This window comes from Kitasatospora sp. NPDC051164, assembly GCF_044455625.1.
In the GTDB taxonomy this organism is placed as follows: domain Bacteria; phylum Actinomycetota; class Actinomycetes; order Streptomycetales; family Streptomycetaceae; genus Kitasatospora.
The window spans coordinates 18,655-44,329 of record NZ_JBITFB010000049.1 but is presented as its reverse complement, the minus strand read 5'-3'; the positions used below and the strand labels follow the sequence as shown (position 1 = coordinate 44,329).

Sequence of the window (25,675 nt, the reverse complement as noted above, 5' to 3'; positions counted from 1 at the left end):
GGGGCGGGCCGCCCGGCCCCGTGGGGGTTCGCACCCCCCCGCGCGGGGGGGCGGGGGGGGGCGCCAGGGGGGGGGGGGGGCCCCCACCCCGCCCCCCCCCCCCCCCCCCACAACTCGTGCCGGAGGTGGGCTTGTGTCGCTTGGCTAGGCGCCGCAGGGGGTGTCGTTGATCTTCAGCGAGTGCGTGACGTCGTTGAGCTGGTACGAGCGCAGGTCATGGATGGAGCCCCCGTCGCTGCCCACGCACACGTGCCGGCCGAAGTAGTTGTCCTTCTGGTAGACCCGCGCGGTCCGGCCGCTGTTGTTGATCACCGAGCTCCCCGCTCCCCGGATGTAGTCCGGCAGGTGCCGCACGCTCCCGTCGACGGCCCGCTTCACGTACGGCTGACCGACGAACTCGATGTCGGGGTAGATGCACACGAACCCGCGCGGACACGCGATCTTGTCCCGGACCTGCGCGACGGCCGTGCCGGCGCCCGAGGCGGCCTGGGCCGGCGAAACACCGGCGAACGCCGCGGCCGTGCCGGCGAGCGTCGTACGGACACGCATGCTGCCCATGAACGGATCCCTTCGACGAGTCTTGACCGGCAGACCCACAGTGCTGGGACCGGACCGGCGCTGCCCCGGTACCTCGCGATGCCGCACCCCTCGCCGGCACGCCGACCGTCCGCACACGCCCCTCGCGAAGGGGCGGTCCAACCGCACCAGTCCCCATGCGGCCAGCCGCCAGGAATCCCGCGACGAGCTACTCAGCAGCCCGGGCAACGAGATGACCACCCACCGCTTCACCGTGCCGTCCCGGGGGCGGCGCCAAGCGAGGAGCAGCTCGCGGCGTAGGTCGGCTGGAGGAAGTCGAGCGGCGGCCTCGCACGCCAGATGGGCCACCCCTTGCTGGGCGAGCTTGCCCGCAAAGGGCCGGGAGCCGCCGCCACAGCGAGCTCAAGCAGGTCGACGACGAACCGGCCAAGACGGGGGCGTAGCGCGCCAGGCGCCGCCCGACGTGTGACGGCGCCGGTCACCAGCAGGTGATCGGCGGCTTCGTGCCCGACGTCAGCAGTGCAGCGGCAGATCACGAGCGCCAGCGCCCCATGCCGCATATCTATACGAACCATGGCAAACTGGGCGTAAGTGATAGCGCTCTACAGAGGAAAATCACCCATGACTCATGGAGCCCACCCCCACGCTCCTACCATCCGCGCGAACATCGACCGGGCCCGCGACTGCGAAGAATGCCGCAGCTGGGGCACCGTGATCACACCCGAGGGCCGCCACGAGCTGTGCCCCAAATGTCAGCACCCCGACTAAGCACCCGACCTCCGCTCCCTGACCGGCGACCTCCAGGCCGCCTCCAACGAATTCGGCCAGCAGCCAACCCCCACCCCCGCACACCCAGGAACCCCTGTACAAGCGCCCTGAGCCGGAAGCAGATCACACCGGGCGCTTCCAGACGGGGTAGAGCTTCGCGTGGAGCACCCGCAGCTCCCACCACGAATCGTCCGAAGCGGACACCAGGGCGGCCACCTGTTCGCGCTTGGTCGGGATGGGCAGCACCAACGGACCCAGGTTCTTCTCGGCGCGGTCCCTCTCGCACCGCGGGCACTCCAGCCGGTCCGGGCCGGCCTTCCCGGTCAGCTCCAGCACCGAGCCTTTCTTGCCGCCGATCGAGCCCCGGCACGTCCAGCACGGGCGCAGCGTGGCGTTGGTCGCGCGGGCCGCCTCCAGCTGTTCTTCGGCCTCCCGTTCCAGCCGCTCGTTGCGTTCCTGGTGGCAGGGCCAGCAGCGGCCACCCGGGCGGCGGGTCCACTGGCGGCTGCCGGCTCCTCACCTTGCTGCGGAACAGCTCGCGGTAGGCGGTGAACTTCGCCGCGACCCGCTCCACCGCCATGGTCGAGCGGTCGACCACCACCATCAGCACCGGCACCCCGATCTCCGGGGCCTGCCACACCGCGTCCGGGCGCACCTTGTGCCGCCCGCCCGGCAGCGCGAACTCGACCTCGGTCGCCCAGTCGGTCACGGTGCCCACGCCGCCCGGGGCGTCCGATGCGGTGCCGCCGAGGAGAACGCGGCGATCGTCTCGTTGACCGCCATCGCGTGCTGGGCCCCGGTACGGCCGGCGCCCCGGGCCGTTGAGCCCATCTCGGCGCGGGGTACGCCGAGCACTTGCCCGGCCGCCTCCAGCCCGGCCGTGCCCTCCAGCCGCCACGTCTTGTTCCGAGCGGCGGTGTTGCCGTCGGAGGCGACCAGGCCGTGCAACGCGAGGTCGCCGAGGGTCTGCCGGATCGCCTTGTTCGACGCCGCGCCGGGGCGCAGCAGACGCTGCGTCTGGTGGCACGAACGGAGCCGCAGTCTGTATGCAGCACCGGCTCAGGGATGCCGTTGGGCTGTGCCGGAGGCACTGTGAAAGTAGGGCTATTTCGAATGCTGGGGGTGAGCAACGATGCCGTTGGAACCGTCCCCTTTCCTGGTCCTGGTCCTCCCGGCTGCGGCTACCCATCTTTCCGCGTCCAGCGGAGGCTCTTCAGACGCCAGCTCGACGCCCCTATGGGCTGCGATCTTGGCCAGTTCCGTTGTCAGCGCATGCATCGCCAGCGTGACCAGCATCCTCACCGCGCGCTGGAGCAAGAAGCAAGCAGCTGAAGGGATAGAAGCGGCTACGGGTCGGGCGGCCGAGTCCGCCCGCCTGGAGGAGGCCGAACGACAGGCCTCCCACGCGGTGTGGGTGGATGAGTTCCGGGCCTCGCTGTCGGGCAAGGACCGCGTCGAAGCCCGCAGCCGGCTCAAGCACATCGCCGACGAGCCGGTCGAGGCCGCCGTGGCGGCGTAGTCGCAGATCGGCTCGTATGTCGAGCTCTGGCCCGTTCTGGGTGCGGAAAGCGCGGTCACCATAGCGGTGGACCGGCGCTTCGAGGTTGGTACTCGGCCATACGACGTCAGCTCGCGAGCGCTGCCGAGTCCGGCCCCACCCAGAGTGAGACCATCGGGATGTCCTGGGCACGGCTCACCCCCGGGCCCAATCCTCCGACCACTGTGACGCCCGGGGTGTCCTGGACCGGTCCGTCGATAAAGCCGCACCTCATGCCGAAGTACAGGCGGTGGTCCATCCCCTCCCGCTCGAAGTAGAACAGCGGGGTTTCCTGGAGGAACTCGTAGCGGCTACGCATCTTCTGCTCGTCGGTGCCGGCGAAGAGGGCGACGTTGAGCCTGGCAGTGCCCTGGCCTGGGGCCGGAGCCAGAAAGTCAGCGTTTGTCATGGTCGCTTCGGCGCCCGCTCCAGCAACGGCAACCCCGCGAGGTCGAAGCAGACGATGGACGCGACGTGGCCGCCCGCCGGATCGTCCAGGGGCCTGCCGTGCACAGCAGGCAGGCGGTTTCCCCGGCGACGGGGGCCGACGTAGACGTGGGTCTGCCCGCTGTGGTGAATCGACATCTTCGCCTCGTCGAACACCGCGTTGATCTCGCGGTCCGCTTTGACCGTCAGGTCGGTGCCCGGGGAGACGGTTTGCGTGACCGCGCCCTTCGCCGTCTTTTACGGAACTCGCGCCAGAGCCGATTCCAACTGGCCGCTGACAGCCCGGTGATGGTCACGCCAGGAGACAGTTGAGACACTGCATGAAGCCGGAGGCACCACCGCGCTTGCCGTTGAACCTGGTGCGCAGTCCAGCTCCGCCAGGAACCGGCGCAGCACCGTGGGCTTGCCAGGGAAGCCCTTTCGGCCGGGCTGCCGGCTCGTCGGCGGTGGAGAGCTGGGGCGCAAGCCGCCGATCGAGCCCCGGTACGACCAGCACGGGCGCCGCTTGGCGTTGGCCGCTCGGGCCGCCTCCAGCCGTGCGTGGGCCTTGGCCTCGCGCTCCTCCTGCCGCTGGTGGTGCTTATCGTGGCAGATCCAGCATGTCGGCGGTCACGCGATTCCCCACAAGCTGCGGTTTCGTGTCGGCGTAATTCCCCACTCTCATGGTCACGAGTCCCCGTGGGGACGGTGACCGCCACCAGGTGCATGCGGTGCCGACGTCCGAGGCAGGTCAGGCGGGTGTGGTTGGCTCCGCGTTGGTGAGTTCCGCCCACCGGCTCACCTCGTCGGCGTGGCTGCCTGCGGCTGTTGCCTCCGCAACGGCCGCGACGGCCTCGGGCGTCGGCTCGCCATTGCGGAAGAGAAGAGCAGGGCAAGAGGCCAGGACGGAATGTTCGGCTGTCCGCCATCGAACGCGTTCCAGCACCAGGGAGCGTCGAACTTCCACGCGCGCCCGTCGCGGTCGACGACCTCGTCGCCGGCTTCCAGGAACGCGAAGGGGCGGAAGAGCAGTTCGAGCTGGAACGGCACGCCGCCGACCGGGTCGATCGAGTAGCCCTGCTCTTCGAGCCTGGCGTCATAGGACTCGCCCTGCCGCAGGACGTCGAGGTAGGTCGCAGGTCGTGGCAGCCAGCCTGTCTCCGGAAGCGGATCGAAACGGTGGACCGCCAGGACGTGCACCTCGGTTGGAGGGATCCCCACCAGGCACCTGTCGCCGGCCTTCAGCGTGTCCTCCGCCGGCCTTATCCGGAAGTACTCGCTCTTCCAGTCGTCGTCCGCCGGCGTCGGAAGAGCCACGTCGCCGTTCCACTCGATCCCGTCCGCCGCCGTGTCGATCTCCCACCATGGCCAGCGCACCGAGACGTGGTACCGGGAGACTTCAGTGACGGTGACCTCGGTAAACGGGCATCTCAGTCACGAACCGTCTGCCCGTACGGGTCGCCGTGACGAGTTCCTCAGTCGTGGTCCGCCGACGCCATCCGCCAGTTCGGCGAACACCGACTCGCCGACCTCGTCGCCCGCCACCCCCAGGTGTCCGCCCTGCCGCACGCCGGGCCGCTGCCTACGTGATGTGGCGCAGCAGGGCGGTGACGGGCGCAGACACCTGTCCGCGGGGATGCACCACCATGACTTTCCAGGTGGGTGCGTTTTGGGCGAACCGGCGTGTCGTCAGGTCGGGGAAGCGGGCGGCCAGGGATTGGGGCATGATGCACACGCCCAGGTCCTGGCGGACCAGGTCGGTGGCGGTGAGGATGTCGTTGACGTCGAAGGTGGCGGCGCGGTCGACGAGGGCGGTACGAAAGGCGCGGTCGACGGAGTGCCGGATCGCCCAGCCGACGGGGAATTCCACTAGTGGTAGGCCGGCTACCTCGGCGAGGGTGACCGGCCGTTCGGGTTGCCCGGTGCGTCCCGGCGCTGTGATCAGGACCATCTCCTCCTCCTTGAGCACGCGGGTGGCCAGTCCTCGCTGCTGGGGGCGGGCCAGTGCCACGACGGCCACGTCCAGGGTGGCGTCGCGCAAGGCCTGCAGGAGGTCGTCCGCCGGCGCCTGACGAAGCCTGATCGTCACCTGTGGATGCTGGTGGCGGAAGGCGGCCAGCGCCTGGGCGAGGCCGGTGTGGAGGCCCTGCATGACGCCGATCACGATCTCTCCCCGGAGCTCTGCTTTGGTCAAGTCAACGGCGGCTCGGGCCTGTTCGGCGGCCTGTAGCGCGGCGCGGGCGGCCGGGAGGAACGCCTGGCCCGCCGGGGTGAGGGACACCCGGTGGGTGGTCCGGTGGAACAGCGATGCGCCCAGCTCGCGTTCGAGAGCGCGCACCGTGGTGGAGACCGCTGACTGCACCACGTGCAGGCGTCGCGCCGCCGCGCTGAAGCCGCCCTCCTCGGCGACCGCGACGACGACCTCCATCTGCCGAAGATCCATCCCACCCTCCGTACGGCCGAAATCCCAGGCTATCTCCGATAGAGATTACCGTCATCGCGAACCATCTCCCCGGCATGGGAAGCGACCCCTGCGGCAGGGGGTTGAAGAGGTCATCGGCAGCAAGGGCGCTGCTGGTGAAACCAGGACATTCGGCCCGGTGCCGGACGCCCGCCCTTACCCCCCATGGAGACATCATGTCGAGCAACACCGGCCTCATCGACCCCGCAGACGCCGCGGTACTGCTGGTGGACCACCAGAGCGGTCTGCTGCAGATCGTCAACCACACCAACGTCCGCGACCTGCGCAACAACGTGGCCGTACTGGCCAAGGCCGCCACCCTGGCCGGCGCCCCGGTGATCGCCACCGCGTCGGTCCCCGAGGGCCCGAACGGCCCGCTGATCCCGGAGGTGTTCGAGAACGCGCCCCAGGCGACGTACGTCCAGCGTCACGGCGAGATCAACGCGTGGGACGTGGAGGGCTTCCGCCGCGCCGTCGAGCAGACCGGCCGCCGTACGCTCCTCGTCGCCGGCATCATGACCAGCATCTGCGTCGTGGAGCCCGCACTGGCGGCCCTCGCCGAGGGATACAACGTGTACGCCGTCATCGACGCCTCCGGCACCTACTCCGACGAGGCCCAGCGGATCTCGATCGAGCGCCTGAGCCGGGCCGGCGTCAAGGTCATCGACGTCCTCGGCGTGGCAGCCGAGCTGCAGAAGACCTGGGCACGCGAAGACTGGGCCAACTGGGGCGGCATCTACGCGAGCGTCAGCCCCGGCTACGCCGCCGTCATGGAATCGGTGGGCCGCGCCCAGGCGGAGGCCACCGGCAGCGAGGCCGCCGGGGCCGAGGTCAAGTGGGCCCAGGCCCACGGCCGGCTGGCCTGAATCCCGTCGTTGCCGCCCCGGGCCAGTGGGCCCGGGGCAGCGACCGGCCCCCACGGCCGGCGTCGATCCCGGACGCCGGCCCACGACCTTCACGGAATCGGAGCAGTCACATGTCGCTGTCCGCACCCCGAACCGCTCTCCGGGCACCCGCCGAGCGCGGCGACACGCACCACTCGGCCCGCAGGCACGGTGCCGGGTTCTGGATGATCGCCTCGGTGTTCGTCACGGCCATGGCGTTCTCCACCGTCCCCACCCCGCTGTACCCCCTGTACCAGGCACGCGACGGCTTCTCCACCTTCACCGTCACCATCGTCTTCGCCGTCTACGCCATCGGCGTACTGACCAGCCTGCTGCTGGCCGGGCACGTCTCGGACTGGGTCGGCCGGCGGAAGGTCCTGATCACGGCGCTGACGCTCGAACTGCTCGCCGCCGCGCTGTTCCTCACCGAACCGGCCCTGCCGGTCCTCCTCCTCGCCAGGCTGGTCACCGGCCTCGGTATCGGCATGCTCACCGCGACCGCCACCGCCCACCTGCACGAACTGCACAGCGCGCACCGCCCCCGCGCATCCTCGCAGCGCTTCGAGACCGTCTCCACCGCGGCCAACATCGGCGGCCTCGGCTTCGGCCCGCTCGTCGCCGGCCTCCTCGCCCAGTACCTCGACGCGCCGCTGCGCCTGCCCTACCTCGTCTTCGGCGCCCTGCTGCTGATCAGCGTCGCCGCGGTCGCCCTCACCCCCGAGACAGTCAAGAAGCAGCCCGTCAGGCCCACGTACCGACCGCAGCGCGTCAGCACCGACCACGGCGACCCCACCGGATACGTGGCCGCCGCAGCCGCGGGCTTCGCCTCCTTCGCGGTCTTCGGCCTGTTCACCTCGCTGGCCCCCGGGTTCGTCGGCCACACCCTGCACCACCCCTCCCGCGCACTGGCCGGGCTGATCGTGTTCGCCGTGTTCGGTGCCGCCGCCACGGCCCAGTCACTCACCGGCCACCTCGATCCCAAAACACGCAGGAACATCGGCCTGTACGCCCAGGCCGCAGGAGTGGCCGCACTCGCCATCGGCATGCGCACCGCCAGCCTCCCCCTGTTCCTGGCAGCCGGCATCGCAGCCGGCATCGGCGCCGGAATGCTGTTCAAGTCCGCGGTCGGCACCGTCGTCGCCATGGCCACCCCCGCCAAACGCGGCGACGCTCTCGCCGGACTCTTCCTCATCTCCTACCTGGGCCTGGCCCTGCCCCCGATCGGCCTCGGCATCGCCACCCTCTACACCACCGTGACCACCGCGATGACGTGGTTCACCGGCGTCCTGCTCATCCTGCTCACCACAGCGGGTGTCCTCGCCCGCCGCCCCGGCCGCACCGACTGAGCACACCATCCGCCACCGGGTCCAAGACCCGGTACCGCCCCGTGCCCGGCCGACGCGACCAACCCGCCCCCAGGTGCGGGGGTACACGATGACAACGACGCCGGTCTCCCCGCCGGCCCCCGGCCGAAGCCGGGAGCGACCGATCTCGACGGCCGCTCCCGCGCAGCAACGGGATCCCGTCCGAGCGCACCCGGGCCGCCCTGGAGGTGGCGAAGGAGGCCGGCGTCCGCATCGCCCTCGTCACCGGCCGGCCGCCGCGGTGCGTTCGGCCCTGATGGAGGGCATCGGACCGCCAGACCCGCACGCTCGACCTCAACGCGGCCCGGCTCTCCGCGCTGACCGCGGGCGTCGCGTTCGTCCCGCGCAGCGCCCACCTGGCGGCCGGGTACTTCGCGGATCCCCGCCGCGCCGTATCGCGCTGGCGATGCGCACGGGCGCGGCCCGGCCGGCCGAGTCGAGGAGCTCGCCCAGGTGCTGCGCGAGGCGATGGCCGCGCTCCCGGTCCGGGTGCTGCCCGCGGTGGCTGAGGTTCTCCACCCGCCGCGAGGGTGACGGGTGCCGGGGGCGCCGCAGAGGGGCTTCTCCGATGGGAAGCCCCTCTGCGGCCACGTAGGGTTGCCCCGTCTACTCCGTGCGGATCCCCTCCGGGCGCATCATGCGCCACAGCGGCGGGAGGCTGAGGGCGGTCACCAGGAGGACGACCGCGGCGCCGACGCCGGTCATCACCGTCACGGACGTCCAGTCGAAGTGCACCGGCCGGCTCACCATCTGGAGCAGCACGGCGCCCAGGGCCAGACCGACGCCGCAGGCCAGGACGAGGCCCAGGACGATCGGGACGGCGGTCTGCCACAGGACCGAGAGGCTCAGGGTGCGGCGGCGGGTGCCGAAGGCGACCAGGGCGGCGAGGAGCTTCCTACGTTCGCGCAGCTGCTCCATCTGGGAGACGAAGAGGCTGGCGCCGATCAGCAGCAGGACCGCGGCGGAGCCGATCAGGAGGCCCTTTTTCACGGTGGCGAACCGGCCGTTGACCTGCACCGCCTTGAGGGACATCGGCATCATCAGAGGATGGGCCCGCGCCACCGTGTTCCGCACGTGCTCCTCTGCGTCCGCCACCGAGGGGTCGAGGTTGACGAAGGTGCTGTAGCGGAGGATGTCCAGCGCCTCTTTCGGCAGCGCGCCCGGGGTGGCGATGAGGCCCGAATGGGTGAAGCCAGTGGGGTCCGGGCGGGATGCGGCAGTCTTGATGTCCGTCGGCATGGTCCAGGCGATTTCCGCGCCGCGGACTCCGGCGTCGGAGGACGGGTCGATGACAACCTCCTGGCCCGGCTTCGACATCTCTTGCGGGTGCTCGGGGTCGGGCAGCAGGAAGGCGTCGCCGTCGGCGCACTTGTCCAGCTTGGCGATCTCACGCAGCGAGGCGCAGTCGCCGATCGTGACGGATTGGTAGTTCTCCGGGTTGCGGGCCTTCTCGCCGAGTCCCGTACTACCGAGGGAGATGGCCTTCCTCACGCCCTCGGTGGAGGCGATTTGCGCGGTGATGGCGGGCATACGCGAGGGCTCCACCTGCGACGGCGTCAGCACTTGGAGCTGTGCCCGGTCCGTGTCGATGCCCGTGTCCGTGGCGTAGGAGCTCTCGATGCCGGTGAACAGGGCGTGCAGGGCGATCGCCCCGGCCACGGCGACGGCGATGCCGTTGACCGGGCGCACCGCGACACCGCTGGCGAGCTGGAGCCGCCGGACCGCGAGCTGCCAGGAGACCGAGCCAGCGCCGAGCCGGTTCACCGCGACCTCGACCAGCCAGGGGAGCAGTGCGGTGACCCCGATCAGCAGCAGTACGACACCGCCGCTGACCTGCCACTGGTTGAACTGCTCCCCCGTGCTCTGCCCCATCATCGGGTAGAGCAGGGCCAGTCCGGCCAGCGGCATCGCCAGCCGCCACCACAGCCGGCGCCGGGGCGGTTTCGACGTACGGACCACGCCGAGGGGTTCGATCACGACCCCGCGCATCGCGAGCAGGGTCACGGCCACTGAGGCGATCGGCACGGCGAAGGCCACGAGCAGGGCCAGCACCGGACTGGCGGCGATGTCGATCGGGTACATCCGGGTTTCGTTGATCGGGAAGTCGGCCACGAACTCCCGGCCCACGGCGAAGAGGGCGGCGCCGACGAGCACACCGAGCACGGCGCCGCTGAGTGCCTCGCCCGCCGCGATCCTGCGGGTCGTGGCCCCGTCGGCGCCGACCAGGCGCAGCGCGGCCAGCCGCCGGTCGCGGCGCTCGCCGCCGAAGCGGACGGCAGCGGCGATGAAGACGGCCACCGGGAGCAGCAGGACGACGCAGGTGATCAGTATCAGCAGCAGCAGGACCGGGTCCCAGGGTTCCTGCGGTTCGGGGTTTCCGAAGCCGTGGATCCGCATGACGAAGCCGTCGCCGGCCTTCATGACGTCGCTGCCCGCGTAGTACGCCAGCTCAGCTGGGCCGCGCAGGCCCGGCTCCGCGATGGTGCCGACCTGCTTGTAGGGAGCCGGGGCCCCAGCAGCCGCTTGCCCTCCGGGGTGTCGAGCAGCGCCGCCAGCGCTGGGGAGACCGTCATCTCGCCAGGGCCGGGCAGCCGGGAGAGACCGGGCGGCAGCACCGGCCTGGAGCCCTCGGCGCGAACCATCCGGCCGAAGACGTTCTTGTCCTTGTACGTGCTGTGGGTATCGGCGACGAGGAGGGTGTCCTCGTTGGCCTTGTCGGCGGAGAGGTAGGTGCTGCGGTTGCTCTCGCGGTCGCTCAGGGCCTCTTTCGCGGCCGGGACGGCGGCGGTGAACAGCAGCAGTGCCACTCCGAGTCCGAGACCGAGGGCGGTCAGCAGCGTCCGTATCCACCCCTCCCGGCCGCCTGTCACCGCGAACTTGGCGCCCATCGCGAGGTCCTGCGCCCAGGTGGTGCCTCTGTTGGTGCGGGCGGTCACAGGGCGGGCTCCATGTCACGCGACTTTCCGTCGCGTACGACGATCTCTCGGTCGGAGTAGGCGGCGACCCGTGTCTCGTGCGTGACGAGGACGACCGCGGCGTTGGTGGAGCGAGCCGCGTCGGTGAACAGCTGCATGACGAGCTCGCCGTTGAGGGAGTCCAGTGCCCCGGTGGGTTCGTCGGCGAAGAGGACCTTGGGGCCGGTGACCAGGGAGCGGGCGACGGCGACGCGCTGGCCCTGGCCGCCGGAGACCTCGCCGGGCCGCTTGTGGCCGAGGTTGCCGACCTCCAGCCGTTCCATCCAGGCCCGTGCGGTGCGTTCGGCGTCCTTGCGCTTGGTGCCGTTCAGCCGCAGCGGCAGGGCGACGTTCTCGACGCAGGTCAGCTCGGGCACGAGCTGACCGAACTGGAAGACGAAGCCGAAGTCGCTGCGGCGCAGCGCGGAGCGCTCGGCGTCGCTCATCGCGGTCAGGTCACGGCCGGCGTAGGTGATGGTCCCGGAGTCGGGGGTGACGATTCCGGCGAGGCAGTGCAGCAGGGTCGACTTCCCGGAGCCGGACGGGCCCATGATCGCGACGATCTCACCGGCGTGTATCGAGAACGTGGCGTCGTCGAGTGCGGGGGTCGGTCCGTAGGACTTGCGCAGGGCTTCGGCGGTGAGCAGGGCACCGGCGGGGCTCATCGAAGTATCTCCTTCGCGAGACCGTCGAGGCGCGCGGCGGTCAGTTCCAGCCAGCGCAGGTCGGCTTCGAGATGGAACAGGGCGTGGTCGCACACGAGTTTGTCGGCGAGGTCGCCGCGGAGCTTGCGGTCGGTGAGGATTCGCATCAGGCGCAGGTGCTCCGACCGCTGGATATCCAGCAGCTCGGCGGCGCTGCGCCCGGACAGCAGGGCGAGGACAACCTTGGTGTAGAGCGTCGACTGGAGGTACGACTCGGGCTTTTCCGGGGTCGTGAGCCACTGGGTGACGTCGGTGACCCCGGCGTCCGTGATCGCGTACCGCTTGCGTTCCGGACCGTCACCGGCCTCGACGCCGTCGACCTCGACGAGGCCGTTCTTCAGCAGCCGGGCCATGGTCGAGTAGACCTGCCCGTAGTGCAGTGGCCGGTCGTGGCCGAACTTCTCGTCGAAGGCCCGTTTGAGGTCGTAACCATGGCTGGGGCCGGACTCCAGGAGTCCTAGCAGTGTGTGACCGATGGACATATCCAGGGCTATACATGCCGCGTATACACATGGCGTATACGCGGGGTGCCTAGTGTCCGGGCCGTGCGCCATCTTTGATGGTCAGCGGGCTATGCCACCGGTCCTCGCAGGCCTCGCGCGCCGTGCGGCGGGCCAGTTCCGCCCATCACTCTCCGCCATCATCGGCGGGCCCCGGCGGGCGAACTCCGGCTCGCCGTGAGGCACGGGCGCGAGCACCTGCTCGACGTCGGCCGGATCCACTCTGCCTTCGTCGCCGACGCCCGCACCCGCGGCGAGGCCTGCGGCCCGCTCGACCTCCTCCCCGCCACGGAGCTGCCGGTCGAGGGCGGCGGTGTGTACCGGCCCGCCGCCGAGCTCGCGTACACCGCAGGGACCGGCGAGGAGCGGCACCGGCTGCGGGCGTTCGTCGAACGGCACCGCCCCGGTGCGGGCGCCGAGGAGACCGCGGCGCAGCTGGCGGCCTGCGCCGCCCTGTGGGAGCAGTCGGGTCCGGGCGGCCGGGGTCGGGCGTGGGAGCGGCGCTGGCGATCCTTCCCGCGGCTGCTGGTGGTCCTGGTCGGCACGGCGGCCTCCGGGGTGCGCTCGGCCGTGGCTGACCTGCGGCTGGCCGCCGAGGAGAACCCGGCCGTCACCGAGATGCTCACCGCGTCCCGGCCGGCGCCGCCCGAATCGAGGACCTCGTCCAGCGCGGCCCGTCCGCACCGGTCTGGCACCCGCTCAGCAGCAGCGGGCGGGCGTGCGGGTGGACGGAACTGTAGGCGGCGAGCGGGAGCCCGCTGGATGGCCTGCCGCCGGCCGTCCTCCTCCTCGCTCCTCCTCCCGGCCGGTGGCGCCGCGAAGCGGGCCGCCGGGCCACCGCGCAGCGGACCACCACCACGCCGTCGGCGCGCAGCATCAGGTTGCCGGGATCTTGTCTCCGCTCCTGCTCTGCGCGCCGACTCTCCTGCTCTTCTTCTCCGACGCTCCGGTGCCCGGACTTCACCCAGCACCCGCCAGGGTGCCCAGGGAGTAGTCGGCGCCCGCCGGCCTACGGACAACGGGCGCTGAGCTGCGCAAACCCGCTTCCGGTGGCACCGCCTGACGCAACCCCGAGTAGCAGCCCCGAGTAGCAAGCCCGAGTAGCAACCTCAAAGGCAACCCGCACCGGGCCAGCTCGTGTGTGACTGTGCACCGTAGATGGCCACTTTCCAGGGTTGATGGCCAAGGTTTTCACGCTACCTGGCCAGTCTGAGCAGGCTGGTTGGCCACGGGTCATCACGCGGCTGCTGGCCGCGTTCGTGGAGAACTGCGGGTTCAGCGGCCAGCCGCGTCGTCGGCCCGCGGCGGCCCGACTTGCCCGCGGCGGTGCGGACGGGCAGGAACAGCCCACCAAACTGACGGCCCGGCTGGTGGGGGCCCCGAGGCGGCTGTGCCTTGCGGCGCAGCCGCCTCGGCGTCCTCCGAGGCGAGTTGGTCTGCGGCCCACCCCGGTCAACGAGTTGCCCGCCCGCTGGCCAAGTAGCGTGCAAACCTGGCCATCTACCGTGCACAGTCACAGCAGGGTAGATGGCCACTTTCCAGGGTTGATGGCCACAGTCTTCGCGCTACCTGGCCATCACGGGACGTGTCGGGGCACCGGAACGGCCGCGGGCCCTCGCCCGACTACGACCAATAGGAACCGCGGCTATCAGTTGGCAGGAACATAATGCGCTCTGCCCGTCCAGTGTTCACACTTCTGCCCAGGGCCTCCGGTGGTCGGTGGTCGGGAGGGAATCAGCATGAACCTCGGAAAACGACTCGCGGCTGGCGCGGCGGCGCTCGGCCTCGCCGGTGCGGGCCTTGTGGCTGGGGCTGGGTCGGCGAGCGCGAACACGACCTGCGTCTACTACAGCACCGCCTACGGCGCGACCGTGGGCATGTGCGTGAACACCTTCACCGACCAGTCCGGCGGCTACCTGCACTGGACGGTCGACACGTCCCACGCGAGCACGGACGAGCGGCTGTACTTCACGCTCCGGAGCGGCGGGGGCTGCTCCAACAGCGGTAACTGGAACGACTACCAGGCGAAGAGCGGCGACGTGTGGTTGTTCTGCTCCACGCCCCTACAGGGCATCTCCTATTCCACGGAGAGCGGGCAGAACAGCAGCGGCGGCACCCACTACACGGGCTGGATCTACTGACGGTGCGCCAGTAGGCCCGCCGACCAGCATTCGGCTGGGGAGTCCGTGCGGCCGGGGTGCGGTTCCCCTGCCCGGCCGCACGGACCGCTGTACGGCTCACCTCAGAGACAACACCTCCGCGCCGGTGAGGCTCCATGTCACCGTCCGCTGACGGTGTGCCCACCCTTCCGTCAGATCCAGGGCACAGCCGTCGTCACGCTCCAGCTCGAGCAGAACGAACAGCTCGTCCCACCTCACACGACGCCGACCAGATCCTCTGTCTCGTACAGGCCACGGCAGGGCCTGCGGTTCCACCGACGCAACACCGCTCCGGACCAGGCGCCGCTTCCAGCTGACTGGCCAACTAGCCCGGAAACTTTGGCCAACTACGACGCACAGTCACAGTGCGCGCGGGAGGTCAGCGCCACTGGTAGGACGTGGTGGTCATCGCCGGGAGCAGCACCGGGCCGCCCGCGACGGGCCGGACGGCCTGGTCGAGGACGGCGCCGACGTCCGGGTACAGGTGGAGGCCGGCCGCGTCGGCCACCGGCAGCCAGACCACCGGGGCCTGGCCGGCGTCGTCCTGCTCGACCGCCGCGACGGCCTGCACCAGGTGGTCGGGCAGGTGGGCGACGTAGACCAGGTGCCGGCGCCGGAACGGCGTGGTCTCGCCCGGCCGCTTGGTCTCCTGGTCCTGGACGAAGTGCAGGACCAGCGGCGCGGGCAGCACCGTCAGGTCGAGGCCGAGCTCCTCGAGGAGCTCCCGGCGCAGCGCGTCGGCCGGTTCCTCGCCGTCCTCGTCCTCGACCACGCCGCCGGGCAGCGAGTGCTGGAGGCCGGCCTCCCGCTGGCGGCGGATCAGACACACCCAGCCGTCGTGGACGAGCACCGCGCACACCCGCACCGGGACCGGCCCGGCCACCGTGTCGGCGGTCACCGCCGGGCCCAGGCCGGGCAGGCCGGCTCGTGCCAGGTGGTGCGCACGACCACCCCGCCCGGGGTCAGGTGCTCGCTGGACCAGGTCCGGCAGCACTCGGTTCTGCCCGGCCGGGTCGGGGCCGGCGGCCATCCGGCGCGGACCGGAGCGGCGGGCGCGGACGCGGTGGGCGCGGCCGGGCGGCGGCGACGGCTGCGGCGCCTGGTGATGGGTGTCGTCATGTCGCAGGCTCTGCCCACCACGCCACCGAGCCGAACCCCGCCGCCACCCGGACGGCGTACCGCAGGCCGTTCTAACCGGCCGCTGACCTGCGACGACACCCGAAACTCACCGGGGCCGAGGCGAGACTCACCAGCGGCCCGGGGCGAAACTCACCGGCCCCGGGGCGAAACTCCCCAGTGCAGGTCAGCGGGGGTGCCGAAAACTCCCCAGTGCAGGTCAGCGGCTTGTGCTCGGGGTGAGGCCGGGTCAGGACCGGCGCCACCACGAGCCGGTGCGCTTCGCCTCGGCGGCCGCGGCTTCGGCGGCGGCCCGCTCGCGCTCGGCGGCCTCCTGCGCCTTCCGGTCCGCGTCGGCCTGGCGGCAGCCGGCGCACAGGCCGTCGTCGTTCCAGCCCCGTTCCTTCTCCTCCCACCGCTCGTCCGAGAACGGCGCCGAGCAGCGGCGACAGGCCGGACGGCGCCGCTCCCGCTCCGTCGCCTCCCGCGCCCGGCGGGCCCGATCCGCCTCCGCCCGCTCGACGGCCAGCAGCTCGTCGCCGTCCGGATTGTCGAGCGCGTCGGTGAGGGTGTGCCAGCCGCGGCGACCGAACCGGTGCCACACCGGGGCGTCGGCCCCGTGGCGGCGCAGCAGCGGCAGGGTGGTGGCGACGACCGGCAGGGCGCGGTGGTGGTTGTGGGCGTGGACGGCGTCGCCGCCGTACGGGGGCGCGTGCCAGATGTCCTCGGAGGCGGCCTCGGCCGCGGTCATGCGGTTGAGCAGGCGCTCGTGGTCCTGCTTGGCCTTCTCCGCCTTCTGCTGCGGGGTGAGCCGCTTGGTGCCGAGGCGGTCGCGCTTGCGGCCGGCCTCCAGGACCAGGGCGACCGGCGGCAGGCCCTCGCGGCCGGTCGGCGGGTAGACGGTGGGCCAGTGCGTACGGTCACCTCGGCGGCGCAGCGAGGCCTCGAACGCGGCCTTCGCCGTGCCCTTCGCCGGGAGCTCGCACCAGGTGCGGTAGGAGGTGAGCTTCTCCACGAGCGTGCCGACGCCCTCGTTCTCTCTGTCGACCTCGACCAGGAGCACCGGCACGTGCGAGCCGGGGTCGCGCAGCACGAGGTCGGTGAACAGGGAACGGCGGTGCGGGATCGAGTGCTCGACCTCGGTGGAGAACGCCTCCAGGTACCCGAGCCCGGCGCGGGCGAGGAGGCCGGCGGTGGCGACGACGTCCAGGGCGTGCTCGGAGAACGCCGTTGCCCGGCCGTCGCGCTCGGTGCGCAGCTTGGACAGCTTCGTCCCGGCCGGGAGCAGCCGACCGGCTTCGCGGCGGCCGGCTGCGGTCAGGGTCCATAGCTTGCGGTTGTCCGGCAGGCGCAGTTCCTCCCGCACCCTCCCGGCGGCCTCCAGGTCGACCAGGGCGTCGCGGGTGGCCTTGTCGTTGCGCTGTCCCGGTAGGACCAGGTGCCAGAGCTCCCTCGCGGTGGCGCGCTGGAACAGGCCGAGCGACACCAAGACCCCACGCCGCACCGGTTCCGTCGAGTCCGCCTTCCACCGCACCTCAGCAGCAGGGGGAAGAGGGTTGTCGCCACCGCTTCGGCCCCTTGTCCGGGGCTGCTGGCCTGCGGAAACGGCCCCCTCGGCCGCCGGGGGCACGGAGGTGCCGGCGGAGGTGCCCATGGAGGCCGGGTCGGGCCCCTTGTCCCGGCCGGGCGAGGCCTTCGCCTGGCGGGCCTGGTGGTGGTCGGCGGCCTGGTCGCCGTCGTCCGGACCGGGCGTGGCGAGCGAGGTGGTGGTCATCGAGTGGCCTTCCGTCAGCAGGAAGCCGGGGCCTGCGGGGTGGCCGGCCCGGCACCCGGACGGGCGTCCGGGTGCGGCCGACACTGCACACCACCCCCTTGTCCGCGGCCTGACCACACCCCTTGTCCGACCCCTTGACCAGCGTGTTGTCCCGCCCGATTCGCCCCGGTCAAGGGCCTCCTGGTATGTCCGTGACCGACACCACAGACCGTCAGGCCGCGCGCCCAGGCGCCGACGCGCGCGGTGCGGGGCGCGCGTCGCGGTGCGGTGCGGGGCGCGCGGCGCGGGGCAGGGTCCGCGCGGTGCGGCGGTGCGGTGCGGGACGGGGGCGCGCCGCACCGGCCGATGCGGTGCGGCGCGGTCGCCGGGCTCCGCGTGCGGCACTTTGTCCAGGGGAAACCTGCCGTTGTCCAGGGGAAACGCGGGACCGCACCAGTGCGGCGGACCAGCGCGCGCCGCACTCTGCAGGGCCTGTCCAGAGGCGCGCCGCGCGCTGCTGGAGCTGTCCATCGCGCGCGGCCGCGTCGGCTCGGTCTACCAGCGGGTGAGGTGCTCCTCGAGCGCCCGGCGCAGCAGGGCGAGGGCGCCTTCGGCGTCGGGGCAGCGAAGGGGTTCGCCGCTGGCGGCGTTGGCGACGAGGCTGCTGTCGATCAGGGCGGTCCAGGTGCCGTGCTGGACGTCGTACTCCTCGATCCAGCCGACCGGGCGGCCGCCTTGCTGGAGTTCCTGGACGCCCGGGTGGTCGGGCCAGGTGAGGTGGACCAGGCCGTCGTCGAGCGTGGCGCGGTCGGGCTCGCCGAGGCCGCGGTCGGAGGGCGTGCTCCAGCCGGTCGGGCGCTTGAGGGCCAGGTGCTGCACGTCGGGCATCGCCCGCTTGGCACGCTGCCGGTCGATGTGCGCGCGGTGCAGGACGTCCAGGGCCTGGCCGACCGTGCGGTGGGTGCGGTCCCCGCTGGCGGGGTCGGTCAGGATGTCCGCGGCCTGGGCGTTCCGGTGCGCGGCGGCGATGTGGCCGGCCTGCCCCCATGGGCCGTCCGACAGCGGGGCGGTCCAGCCGATCGGCTGGCCCCGGTAGAGCAGCTGGTGGACGTCCCCGGCCTGCGGGTCGTCCCAGGAGGCCAGCAGCCAGCCCTCACCGACCGTCAGGTCCAGGTCGTCGAGGCGGTCCGGCTCGCCGAACCGCACCGTCGGGATCGTGCAGGCGACGCGGCGCAGCGCCTCGAAGGCCTCCGCCCGCTGCTCGGCCGTGGCGGCCGGAGCGGGCACGGCGGCGCCGGGGCGGATTTCGGCCCGGGCCGTTGTCCCGGGTGTGCCGGGGCCTGGCGCGGGGGCGGCGTTTGCGGCTCGGGCGTTTCTCCGGGCTTCGGCGCGGCCACGGTGGCGGGCGCATTTACGGCCCGGGCCGCAGAGGCCAGGACGTGCGGGGCGACGCGGGCCAGGACGTCCGGGCGCATCAGGTCTTCCTCGGCCCGGCGCAGCTCCAGCGCGTCCCCGGTCAGACCGGGCCAGCGGACCTCGTCGCGCGCGTCGGCCGCCGCCGCCCGTACCCGGGCGTCCAGCCGCAGGTACTCCTGATAGAACGCCTCGTACGCGGCCACCGGGTCGGTGTCCACGGCGGTGAAGAAGGCCCGGGTTGTGCTCTCCATGGCGGCGAGGTGGCCCAGCATCGCGGCCTGGACGCCCTCCGGCGCCGGCGGCTCCGGGACCGTGCGGCCCGCCGCCTCGGCGGCGGCCTTTGCCTTGGCCTTGGCGCGGGCCATCTTCGACTTGCACGAGCGGGAGCAGTGGAGGGTGGGCCGGCCCCGGCCGGACTCGGCGACCGGCACCGGCTTCCCGCAGCCCGGCCGCACGCACACCGGCGCGGCCGGCGTCTCCGGCAGCACATCGAACAGCACGTCAGCGCAGGTAGCCGAATTACGGCCCGGGTCGTTACTCACGGTCGGGATCGTAACCTTGACGCCCTCCCGCGCCGATCCCTTTACGGCCCGAGCCGCAAAGAGCGGGCGCCTGTCGGCCCGACTGGAGCCGGGATTTCGGCGCGGGCCGCCATTGCCGCACGCTGTGGCCGGCTACGGGTGCGCGTTGGCCAGGCGCTGTCCGGCGAGGACGTGGTCACGCCAGGGGCCGGGGCCGGTGCGCTCGCCGGCCTCGAGGAGGGCCCCGTCGCTGACGGCGTGCCAGCCACCCGCCGGGCTCTGCTCGACCCAGCCGGTGACGTGACCGTGGTCGAGGACCCAGTAGGCACTGGTGCCCGCGCCGCGGCCGGAGAGCTGCCAGCCCGGCGCCAGGTCGATGACGGGCTCGCAGCCGCCGAGGGTCAGCGCGAGCGGCGGGGTGAGTGTGGTCGGCAGCGCTCGCTGGGCTGGGATGCCGACCTCGCGGCGGGTGGCGAGGACGGCCTGGTGCAGCAGATCCTGGTGCAGGACGGACAGGGCTTCGGTGAACTGCTCGGCCGTGGCCGCCGGGTCGAGGCCCGCGTCGAGGTCGTCGACGAACTGCACCGCGGTGCCGTGGACGGCGGCGGCCAGCCGCAGCACCTCCCCGAGCGGCCCATCCCGGTCGGCGGCAGGCCGCACTGTCGCGCGTGCCGCGGCGAGCTGCTGCTCGACGGCGGCGGCGCGACGAATTCGGTACGCCTTCGACGAACAGGAGCGTGAGCAGTAGGACGGCCGCTGCCCCGCTCCCGGCTTCCGTAGCTTCGTCCCGCACACCGAACACCGGCCCGCCGAATCAGGCGGACCGCCAGAATCCGGGCGCGGGTGGCGTCCGGCAGCCGCTGCGGCGACCTCAGCCTGGTGCACCTCAGCGCTGCGCTGGCGGGCTGTACGCGACTTGCAGGCCTGACTGCAGTACTCCCGCGGTCCTCCCCGCCTCGTCGCCGTGATCGCCGCCCCACACCCGCCACAAGCGGCGGACTCCACCCGCCCTTCCCCATCTGTAGTCACCACAAAGCAGAGAGTATCGGCGCCAGCGCCCGACGGTTGCCCGCTTCGGCTTGTCAGCGAGGCCAAGGGACAGCCCGACGATGCTGCTGGGTGGCAAGGGCGCCACCCGTGCTGCACAGCCGCCCTTCCACTGCCGTGGTGCAGCAGCAGCCGAGCATCCTGCTGCTGCACGTTGTCCCGCTGCCCGGTGCAGCAGCGCTGCATGTTGTCCCGTCACCGGCCGTAGTAGCCCGCCCCCTTGCCCTGCTACCCGCCGGCCCCTTGTCCGGGGTTGTCCCGCGCAACGGCCCGGTTGTCCCGCTGCGCATGCGCAACCCGCTGCGCAACGAGCTCTTGCGCATGCGCAACGGCCCCCTCGCCACCATGCGCATGCGCATCCGGCCGGGGCCCGGCACTGTGCGCAGCCGACCCGGCCGACCACCCGGCCAAGGCCTGCGGCGCCTGCCACTGCGATGCCCATCGCAGTGCCCCCCACCTGCGGCATCGCACTCCGCGCACCCGGCCCGCACCCGCCCTTGCGCATCGCGGTCCGGGCGGTTGCGACCCGGATCGCACCGTCGCACCCGGCTCCTGCCGCTGCGCAGCCGGCGGTTGCGCGGGCCGTCGCAGTCGCAGCACCCGGCGGTGCAGCACGCCCGCCGGAAGCAGCAGCGTGTAGCAAGGGCCGCCTTGCTACACGGGGAGCAGCAGCACGCCCGGGTGCAGCAAGGGTGACCTTGCTACACCCGTGACCGTCCGGTCCGGCGGGCGGTTGCACCGGCATGACGACTTCCCCGCTGCGAAAGAATGAGCCGGGTGACCAGCACCCAGCCCCTGCCCCGCGGCATCAACGCCCTGATCCCGAACACCCGCGCCCAGGCGACGCCCGGCGAGCTCGCGGCCGCCCAGCTCCTGCACCTGCGCTCCGCGACCGTCCCGGTGCCGGTCCTCGCCGCGGCCGCCGCGCTGATCGCCCCGTAGCTCGAAGACCCGGACCCGGCCACCCGCGAGGCCGCCGGCGCCGTCCACGCCCGCCTGCTCGCCGCCATCGAGGAGGCCCCGCCCGGCCGGTGTCCCATGCCAAATGATCTTGACCGTTTGCCAGATGGTCTTGATGGACGGCGGGTGTCTGCCACTTGATCTTGACTTGTGGAGGCTGAAGCAATCGATGGATGTCGTCGCGGCCAGCGAGCGCTGTCCCGCCTCCGCAATCAGCCCATCGGCCTGGTTGGATCTCCGCATGACGGATTGGTCGCAACTCAGCCATGCCTACGGTGCCGCCGAGGACATACCGGCCTTGCTGGACCGGATCGCAGCAGAGCCGAACGCCGAGCTCTGGAACGACCTGTGGTCGGCTCTGTGTCATCAAGGCAGCGTCTACTCGGCCAGCTTCGCGGCACTGCCCTGGCTGGCCGACACGGCCGAGAGCGGGAACCGGGAACAGGCTGTCAATGCCCTGGTCCTGGCGGGCGCGATCGTGGCCCGCGCCAGTCAGCGGCCCAGGGCGGACGACGCCCGCTCAGAGCATGCGGCGGAGATCGCGACACTGCTGAGGACTGTGGATCACTACCGTCGGACCGCTTCGAACCGCGCGGAGTACATCCACCTCATGGAAGCCATGCTGGGCTTCGAAGGTGTCGTGGGCTGGAGTGAAGACCTGGCCTGGGGGCTCGGGAGCGAGGAGTACGAGGTCTCATGCCCAGGCTGCGAGGCGAGCTTGTTCATCGCCTTCGGCGAACGCGGCTTCTTCTCGACCGGCGACGACTATGCGATCGCGGACGGCGACATCGAGACGAGAGCCCTGCGCCCCGCAGCTCCCACAGACCTGGACGGCATCGGCCGACGACTCCATGACCTCGCACTCGCCGAGGGGCAGCGCGAGGTCGCATACGCGCTGACTCACGTCTTCGGCCATGCGACCTGCCCCGACTGCGAGACCGACTTCTCGATCGCCGACCAAGTCAGCGCCGATTGGTGAGCAAGCCCGCGCCGGCAGTCGAGATCACTTGGCAATCGGTCAAGATCACCTGTCACAGGACAGCCGGTGCCCTCTGACAGGCAATCTTGACCGATTGCCAAGTGACTATGAAGCACACACCCTCTCCGGGTACACCCTCAAGGACATCCCGCCCGCCGACGCCGAAGCCGCCGCCACCGCCTGCGCCCAGGACGCACTGGCCACGCTCGCCGCCTCGTGACGCCACAACGCCACCAACACACGGTGCGGCTCGCGGCTCACCTCGGCCCAGCACGGCGACGCCGAACCTCAGGGCGCCGGCAGTGGCGTGGCCCGCATGGTGACCGCGCCGCCTCGATGAGAGACGGAAGGACGTGCCAGGCGGTGCGGGCGTAGTCGGCCGGGCGGCGTCCGGACCGTTGCGAGCTTCCTCGACGACAGTGATCCCGGCTCGGTGCCGTGGACCGAACTCACATCATTCGAATCCGACGGCCAGGACCCGGCAGAGGTCGTGCCGCCACCGTTCCCGGTCTGGACGCGTCGAATCGGGTGCGATACGTGACCAGCCCCCTCGGTCTCGAAGCCGGGGAAAGCCAGTAGCCGCACCAGCCGAGGCCATGCGAACATCCCCAACATGGAGCCCCAGGATGACCAAGCGGCAGGCGAGGTGCTGCACGGGCGCGGCTGGCGCAAGGCATTCACCGTCACCGAGATGGTTGACCAGTGGGCTTCGCTCGTCGGGACCGTTGAGAACGGCTACGAGGACTTCATCGACGAGTACACAAACGACCTCTACAGTCGGAACTGGCTCCACGAGGCGTGGGTTCTCCTGCCCGGGCACGTGCTCGTGACCTGGAACCAGCGGATCCAGGGACTCGACGACCGCTTCCGGACTGCAACCGTCTTCGACGACGGCCAGGCAGTGTCCCAGTTTCATCGGATCAGTCGGTTCGATCCCGACGATATGTGGTGGTGGCGCCGCCACCCGCGGATTCTCGTTGGAGACCTCGGCCGCACGCTCCGCTCAGCCGGCGCCGTTGACCTGTCGCCAAGCCCCCATGACCTGCCCGAAATCCGTTAGCAGCTTGGACCGGGTCAGGCTTCAAGGCCATCTCGGACGACGAACTCGAGAACCACCCCACCGGACGACAGCAGAAAGTAGTGACACGTCGTCACGGACATGTAGTCTATGAATCGTCGCAGTTCAGAGCGGGTTTCCGAGCTCCTGCGGTCGGTAAAATCGACGAGATCCACCGCCTCAAGCCCCGCACCAGCACCGGCGCCGAAGCCGCCGACCTCCTCAAGGACCTCACCGAACGCATCGGCGCGACCTTCGTCTACGCCGGCATCGACGTCACCACCACGGCCCTGTTCAGTGGGGTCCGCGGCGCTCAACTCGCCGCCCGCGCCAGCCTCCTCGAAACCGGCGCCCTACCCGCCCGCCTCGGCAACCGCCGCCCGTTCACCGGCCTCGTCACCGACCTCGAAGCAGCCCTCGACCTCCGGCGCCACCGGCCAGGCACCCTTCCCCGCCACGCCCCCTACCTCCACCAGCGCACCGCCGGACGCATCGGCAGCCTCGCCCGCCTCATCCGCGAAGCCGCCCTCACCGCGATCCTCGACGGCACCGAACGCATCACCAAGAACACCCTCGATGGCGTGCGCCTGGACCACCAAGCGGAAACCCACCCCACACCCGGCCCCCACTCCCGCGGACGGACCCGGTGAAGGGGCACCGGCCATAGAGACCGGCTGAGAAACCCTCAGAATCATTGAGAACACCGCCCCGGACGGCCGGGGCCAGCCCGCCCGCACCCGACATGAGCCGAGAACACCCCGAGATCAATGAGAACAGCCCACCAGCGAGCGCCCGAACAGACCCCACGACACCCCACCTGACCAGGTGAAACAGCCCTGACCAGCTAAAACATGAAAGCAGCCATTACGACACCCCACACCCCTCAACACCGGCCGCCACACTCACAAAACCCGCGATACCCCCAGCTCACAACCACCGCCCACACCACCAACCCCCACTCACCCGTTCTCATCCCACTCACAAAACCCCAGCCCACACACCACCCCGCATCCGAACTACACCCCCCTCAAACCTCAGCCGCAACCTGCCCACCACCTCGGTCCAGCAACTGAAGACCGGGCCGGACGGCCGCCTCTACGCCGCCACCTTCGGGCGCGGTATCTGGTCCATCGACCCGCGCGGCCTGAACGAGGACAACGACAACCAGGGCGACGACAACCGGAACTGACCCCGTCGGCAGCCCTCGGGTGCCCGGGGCGCGCCGCCGGCGCGGGCCGGGCACCCGTGTTCCCGGGGCGCGGGCCCCGCCGGCCGGTCAACGACCGCGGCTCGGTCAACCGAGTCGCGGGGTGGCGGAGCCGCTTCTCGACGTGGCACGCCAGGCGAGCGTCAGGGCGACCGCGCCGAAGCCCACGCACAGCCAGAAGGCCGACCCGCCGTCCGTCCGGTCCGCCAGCCATCCACCGCTGAACGCTCCGATCGTCGTGCCCGCCCCCATGCCGGACGAGGCCCAGCTCATCCCCTCCGCGGCACCGGCCGTCCGGCGGCCGAGGAGGGAGAAGCCCGAGCCGATGGAAGGGGCCGCACCGATGCCGGCGAGGAAGCAGGCGCCCACCAGGGGCAGTCGGGGACCGACCAGGGGCAGGAGCAGGCCGCTGCCGGTCATCCAGGCCATGGCGGAAATGAAGATCCGTTCGGGGGCCAGGCGGCCGAGGTACGGCCCGGCGAACAGGGCGGCCGACGCACTGCCGCAGGCCCAGGCCGCCAGCGCGTAGCCCGCCCAGCGCGGCTCGCCGTCGGCATCGGCGAGGGAGACCAGGAGGATCTCGATCGAGCCGAGGTACGCGCCGATGCCCACGAAGGCCGCGACGAGGTCGCGCGAACCGGCGAGCGGAACGGCACGCGGCCCGGACGGCCCGGTGCCGCTCTTCGCCAGGGACGGGGGCGCCGTGCTGGTCTGGCCGGCCAGCAGCAGCCAGCCCACGGCCGGACCGAGCAGGACGACCGCGGGCGCGGCCCAGCTGCGCGTGGCGGTGACCGCGGTGATGGCCATGGGCGCGAGGATGAACATCAGCTCGTCGATCACGGATTCGAGCAGGAAGGCGGTCTGCTGCGAGACGCGGTCCGGCGCGGAATGCGCCCATCGGGCCCGTACCGCGGAACCGATGTCGACCTGGGAGGCGCCGGCCGCCGCGGCGGCCGCCAGGATCCCCGGGGTCTGCCACCATCCGGGCGCGCGGCAGAACAGCATGAGGCAGGCGAACGCCGCCGCCTGGACACCGCCGGCGACGAGTAGCACCCGGCGCTGGCCCATGCGGTCCATCCGGCGGGCGTGCAGGGGAGCCATGACCGATGCGGCGATCACGTACAGCGCCGAAGCGGTGCCGGCCATGCCGTAGGAATGCGTGGCGCCGCCGGCCGCGAGGACGATCGCCACGCCCGCCCCCGCGAGAGGCAGTCGGGAGACCGCGCCGGTGACCACCATGCGGCGTCGGGCGCGGGGGATCAGGAGCGTGCGGTAACTGACGCGCGCGGGGGCGGGGAGTGGTGTGTTCATCGCCTGTGTTGCCG

Annotated in this window: 25 protein-coding genes and 2 pseudogenes; 10 read left to right on the top strand and 17 right to left on the bottom strand. The window is 71.6% G+C overall.

Annotated elements, in window-relative coordinates; all coding sequences use genetic code 11:
* Nucleotides 1-144 precede the first annotated feature (144 nt).
* The 3 genes from ACIBEC_RS43090 to ACIBEC_RS43080 form a co-directional block, all read right to left on the bottom strand.
* A complete protein-coding gene (locus tag ACIBEC_RS43090; RefSeq protein WP_396290404.1) occupies nt 145-558 on the bottom strand; it encodes a peptidase inhibitor family I36 protein in 414 nt (137 codons plus the stop codon).
* 870 nt (nt 559-1,428) lie between these two features.
* Nucleotides 1,429-1,641: a hypothetical protein gene (locus tag ACIBEC_RS43085; protein ID WP_360507581.1), complete on the bottom strand. Its 213-nt coding sequence runs from the start codon at nt 1,639-1,641 to the stop codon at nt 1,429-1,431.
* 369 nt (nt 1,642-2,010) lie between these two features.
* Nucleotides 2,011-2,253, bottom strand: a complete 243-nt coding sequence (locus ACIBEC_RS43080) for a hypothetical protein (protein ID WP_360507584.1) — start codon at nt 2,251-2,253, stop codon at nt 2,011-2,013.
* Between the two features lie 337 nt (nt 2,254-2,590).
* On the opposite strand from ACIBEC_RS43080, the gene ACIBEC_RS43075 reads away from it, so the two are divergent.
* Complete coding sequence (locus ACIBEC_RS43075; RefSeq protein WP_360507587.1) at nt 2,591-2,824, top strand: hypothetical protein; 234 nt, start codon at nt 2,591-2,593, stop codon at nt 2,822-2,824.
* Between the two features lie 106 nt (nt 2,825-2,930).
* Here ACIBEC_RS43075 and ACIBEC_RS43070 read toward each other — a convergent pair whose 3' ends face one another.
* The 4 genes from ACIBEC_RS43070 to ACIBEC_RS43055 form a co-directional block, all read right to left on the bottom strand.
* On the bottom strand, nt 2,931-3,251 hold the full coding sequence (locus ACIBEC_RS43070; protein ID WP_360507589.1) for a hypothetical protein: 321 nt from the start codon (nt 3,249-3,251) through the stop codon (nt 2,931-2,933).
* The gene (locus tag ACIBEC_RS43065) at nt 3,248-3,445 is read right to left on the bottom strand and encodes a hypothetical protein (RefSeq protein WP_360507592.1); all 198 of its coding nucleotides are present in this window, start codon (nt 3,443-3,445) and stop codon (nt 3,248-3,250) included. Before ACIBEC_RS43065 ends, ACIBEC_RS43070 begins: the two co-directional genes overlap by 4 nt.
* A 621-nt stretch (nt 3,446-4,066) precedes the next feature.
* Nucleotides 4,067-4,645 (bottom strand): hypothetical protein, encoded by a 579-nt coding sequence (locus ACIBEC_RS43060; protein WP_360507595.1) that lies wholly within the window; start codon nt 4,643-4,645, stop codon nt 4,067-4,069.
* A 205-nt stretch (nt 4,646-4,850) separates the two neighbouring features.
* Nucleotides 4,851-5,711: a LysR family transcriptional regulator gene (locus tag ACIBEC_RS43055; protein ID WP_360507597.1), complete on the bottom strand. Its 861-nt coding sequence runs from the start codon at nt 5,709-5,711 to the stop codon at nt 4,851-4,853.
* A gap of 194 nt (nt 5,712-5,905) precedes the next feature.
* On the opposite strand from ACIBEC_RS43055, the gene ACIBEC_RS43050 reads away from it, so the two are divergent.
* Entirely contained in the window at nt 5,906-6,595 is a 690-nt protein-coding gene (locus ACIBEC_RS43050; protein ID WP_360507600.1) for an isochorismatase family protein, read from the top strand.
* Between the two features lie 110 nt (nt 6,596-6,705).
* Nucleotides 6,706-7,959: an MFS transporter gene (locus ACIBEC_RS43045; protein WP_360507603.1), complete on the top strand. Its 1,254-nt coding sequence runs from the start codon at nt 6,706-6,708 to the stop codon at nt 7,957-7,959.
* 624 nt (nt 7,960-8,583) lie between these two features.
* On the opposite strand, the pseudogene ACIBEC_RS43040 reads toward ACIBEC_RS43045, so the two are convergent.
* From ACIBEC_RS43040 to ACIBEC_RS43030, 3 genes and pseudogenes are all read right to left on the bottom strand, one after another.
* Nucleotides 8,584-10,865 (bottom strand): annotated as a pseudogene (locus ACIBEC_RS43040) (FtsX-like permease family protein).
* Between the two features lie 44 nt (nt 10,866-10,909).
* Entirely contained in the window at nt 10,910-11,596 is a 687-nt protein-coding gene (locus tag ACIBEC_RS43035) for an ABC transporter ATP-binding protein (protein ID WP_360507606.1), read from the bottom strand.
* Complete coding sequence (locus ACIBEC_RS43030; RefSeq protein WP_360507609.1) at nt 11,593-12,117, bottom strand: PadR family transcriptional regulator; 525 nt, start codon at nt 12,115-12,117, stop codon at nt 11,593-11,595. Before ACIBEC_RS43030 ends, ACIBEC_RS43035 begins: the two co-directional genes overlap by 4 nt.
* Nucleotides 12,118-12,312: 195 nt before the next feature.
* Between ACIBEC_RS43030 and ACIBEC_RS43025 the strand changes: the two genes are divergently transcribed.
* On the top strand, nt 12,313-13,164 hold the full coding sequence (locus ACIBEC_RS43025) for a hypothetical protein (RefSeq protein ID WP_360507611.1): 852 nt from the start codon (nt 12,313-12,315) through the stop codon (nt 13,162-13,164).
* A 710-nt stretch (nt 13,165-13,874) separates the two neighbouring features.
* Nucleotides 13,875-14,276 carry a hypothetical protein gene (locus ACIBEC_RS43020; RefSeq protein WP_360507614.1) on the top strand — a complete coding sequence of 134 codons (402 nt, stop codon included), beginning with the start codon at nt 13,875-13,877 and terminating at the stop codon, nt 14,274-14,276.
* A 397-nt stretch (nt 14,277-14,673) separates the two neighbouring features.
* Here ACIBEC_RS43020 and ACIBEC_RS43015 read toward each other — a convergent pair whose 3' ends face one another.
* From ACIBEC_RS43015 to ACIBEC_RS42990, 6 genes are all read right to left on the bottom strand, one after another.
* Nucleotides 14,674-15,192, bottom strand: a complete 519-nt coding sequence (locus ACIBEC_RS43015; protein WP_360507617.1) for an NUDIX domain-containing protein — start codon at nt 15,190-15,192, stop codon at nt 14,674-14,676.
* Nucleotides 15,189-15,413 carry a hypothetical protein gene (locus tag ACIBEC_RS43010; protein ID WP_360507620.1) on the bottom strand — a complete coding sequence of 75 codons (225 nt, stop codon included), beginning with the start codon at nt 15,411-15,413 and terminating at the stop codon, nt 15,189-15,191. Before ACIBEC_RS43010 ends, ACIBEC_RS43015 begins: the two co-directional genes overlap by 4 nt.
* A gap of 247 nt (nt 15,414-15,660) precedes the next feature.
* Nucleotides 15,661-17,184 (bottom strand): replication-relaxation family protein, encoded by a 1,524-nt coding sequence (locus ACIBEC_RS43005; RefSeq protein WP_360507623.1) that lies wholly within the window; start codon nt 17,182-17,184, stop codon nt 15,661-15,663.
* A gap of 534 nt (nt 17,185-17,718) precedes the next feature.
* The gene (locus tag ACIBEC_RS43000) at nt 17,719-18,369 is read right to left on the bottom strand and encodes a hypothetical protein (RefSeq protein ID WP_360507626.1); all 651 of its coding nucleotides are present in this window, start codon (nt 18,367-18,369) and stop codon (nt 17,719-17,721) included.
* A complete protein-coding gene (locus ACIBEC_RS42995) occupies nt 18,327-19,079 on the bottom strand; it encodes a hypothetical protein (RefSeq protein ID WP_360507629.1) in 753 nt (250 codons plus the stop codon). Before ACIBEC_RS42995 ends, ACIBEC_RS43000 begins: the two co-directional genes overlap by 43 nt.
* A 174-nt stretch (nt 19,080-19,253) precedes the next feature.
* Nucleotides 19,254-19,760, bottom strand: coding sequence for a hypothetical protein (locus tag ACIBEC_RS42990; protein WP_396290396.1), 507 nt, complete (start codon nt 19,758-19,760; stop codon nt 19,254-19,256).
* Nucleotides 19,761-20,924: 1,164 nt separating this feature from the next.
* Here ACIBEC_RS42990 and ACIBEC_RS42985 point away from each other — a divergent pair.
* The 5 genes and pseudogenes from ACIBEC_RS42985 to ACIBEC_RS42965 all read left to right on the top strand — a co-directional run.
* Nucleotides 20,925-21,089 carry a hypothetical protein gene (locus tag ACIBEC_RS42985; protein ID WP_360507634.1) on the top strand — a complete coding sequence of 55 codons (165 nt, stop codon included), beginning with the start codon at nt 20,925-20,927 and terminating at the stop codon, nt 21,087-21,089.
* Nucleotides 21,090-21,213: 124 nt separating this feature from the next.
* The gene (locus tag ACIBEC_RS42980; RefSeq protein WP_360507636.1) at nt 21,214-22,086 is read left to right on the top strand and encodes a hypothetical protein; all 873 of its coding nucleotides are present in this window, start codon (nt 21,214-21,216) and stop codon (nt 22,084-22,086) included.
* Between the two features lie 94 nt (nt 22,087-22,180).
* Nucleotides 22,181-22,306 carry a hypothetical protein gene (locus ACIBEC_RS42975; RefSeq protein WP_360507639.1) on the top strand — a complete coding sequence of 42 codons (126 nt, stop codon included), beginning with the start codon at nt 22,181-22,183 and terminating at the stop codon, nt 22,304-22,306.
* A gap of 393 nt (nt 22,307-22,699) precedes the next feature.
* Nucleotides 22,700-23,146 (top strand): hypothetical protein, encoded by a 447-nt coding sequence (locus ACIBEC_RS42970; protein WP_360507642.1) that lies wholly within the window; start codon nt 22,700-22,702, stop codon nt 23,144-23,146.
* A gap of 158 nt (nt 23,147-23,304) precedes the next feature.
* A pseudogene (locus ACIBEC_RS42965) lies at nt 23,305-23,793 on the top strand (ATP/GTP-binding protein); the annotation flags it as partial.
* A gap of 644 nt (nt 23,794-24,437) precedes the next feature.
* Here the strand turns inward: ACIBEC_RS42965 and ACIBEC_RS42960 are convergent.
* The gene (locus ACIBEC_RS42960; RefSeq protein WP_360507645.1) at nt 24,438-25,661 is read right to left on the bottom strand and encodes a hypothetical protein; all 1,224 of its coding nucleotides are present in this window, start codon (nt 25,659-25,661) and stop codon (nt 24,438-24,440) included.
* Between the last annotated feature and the right edge of the window lie 14 nt (nt 25,662-25,675).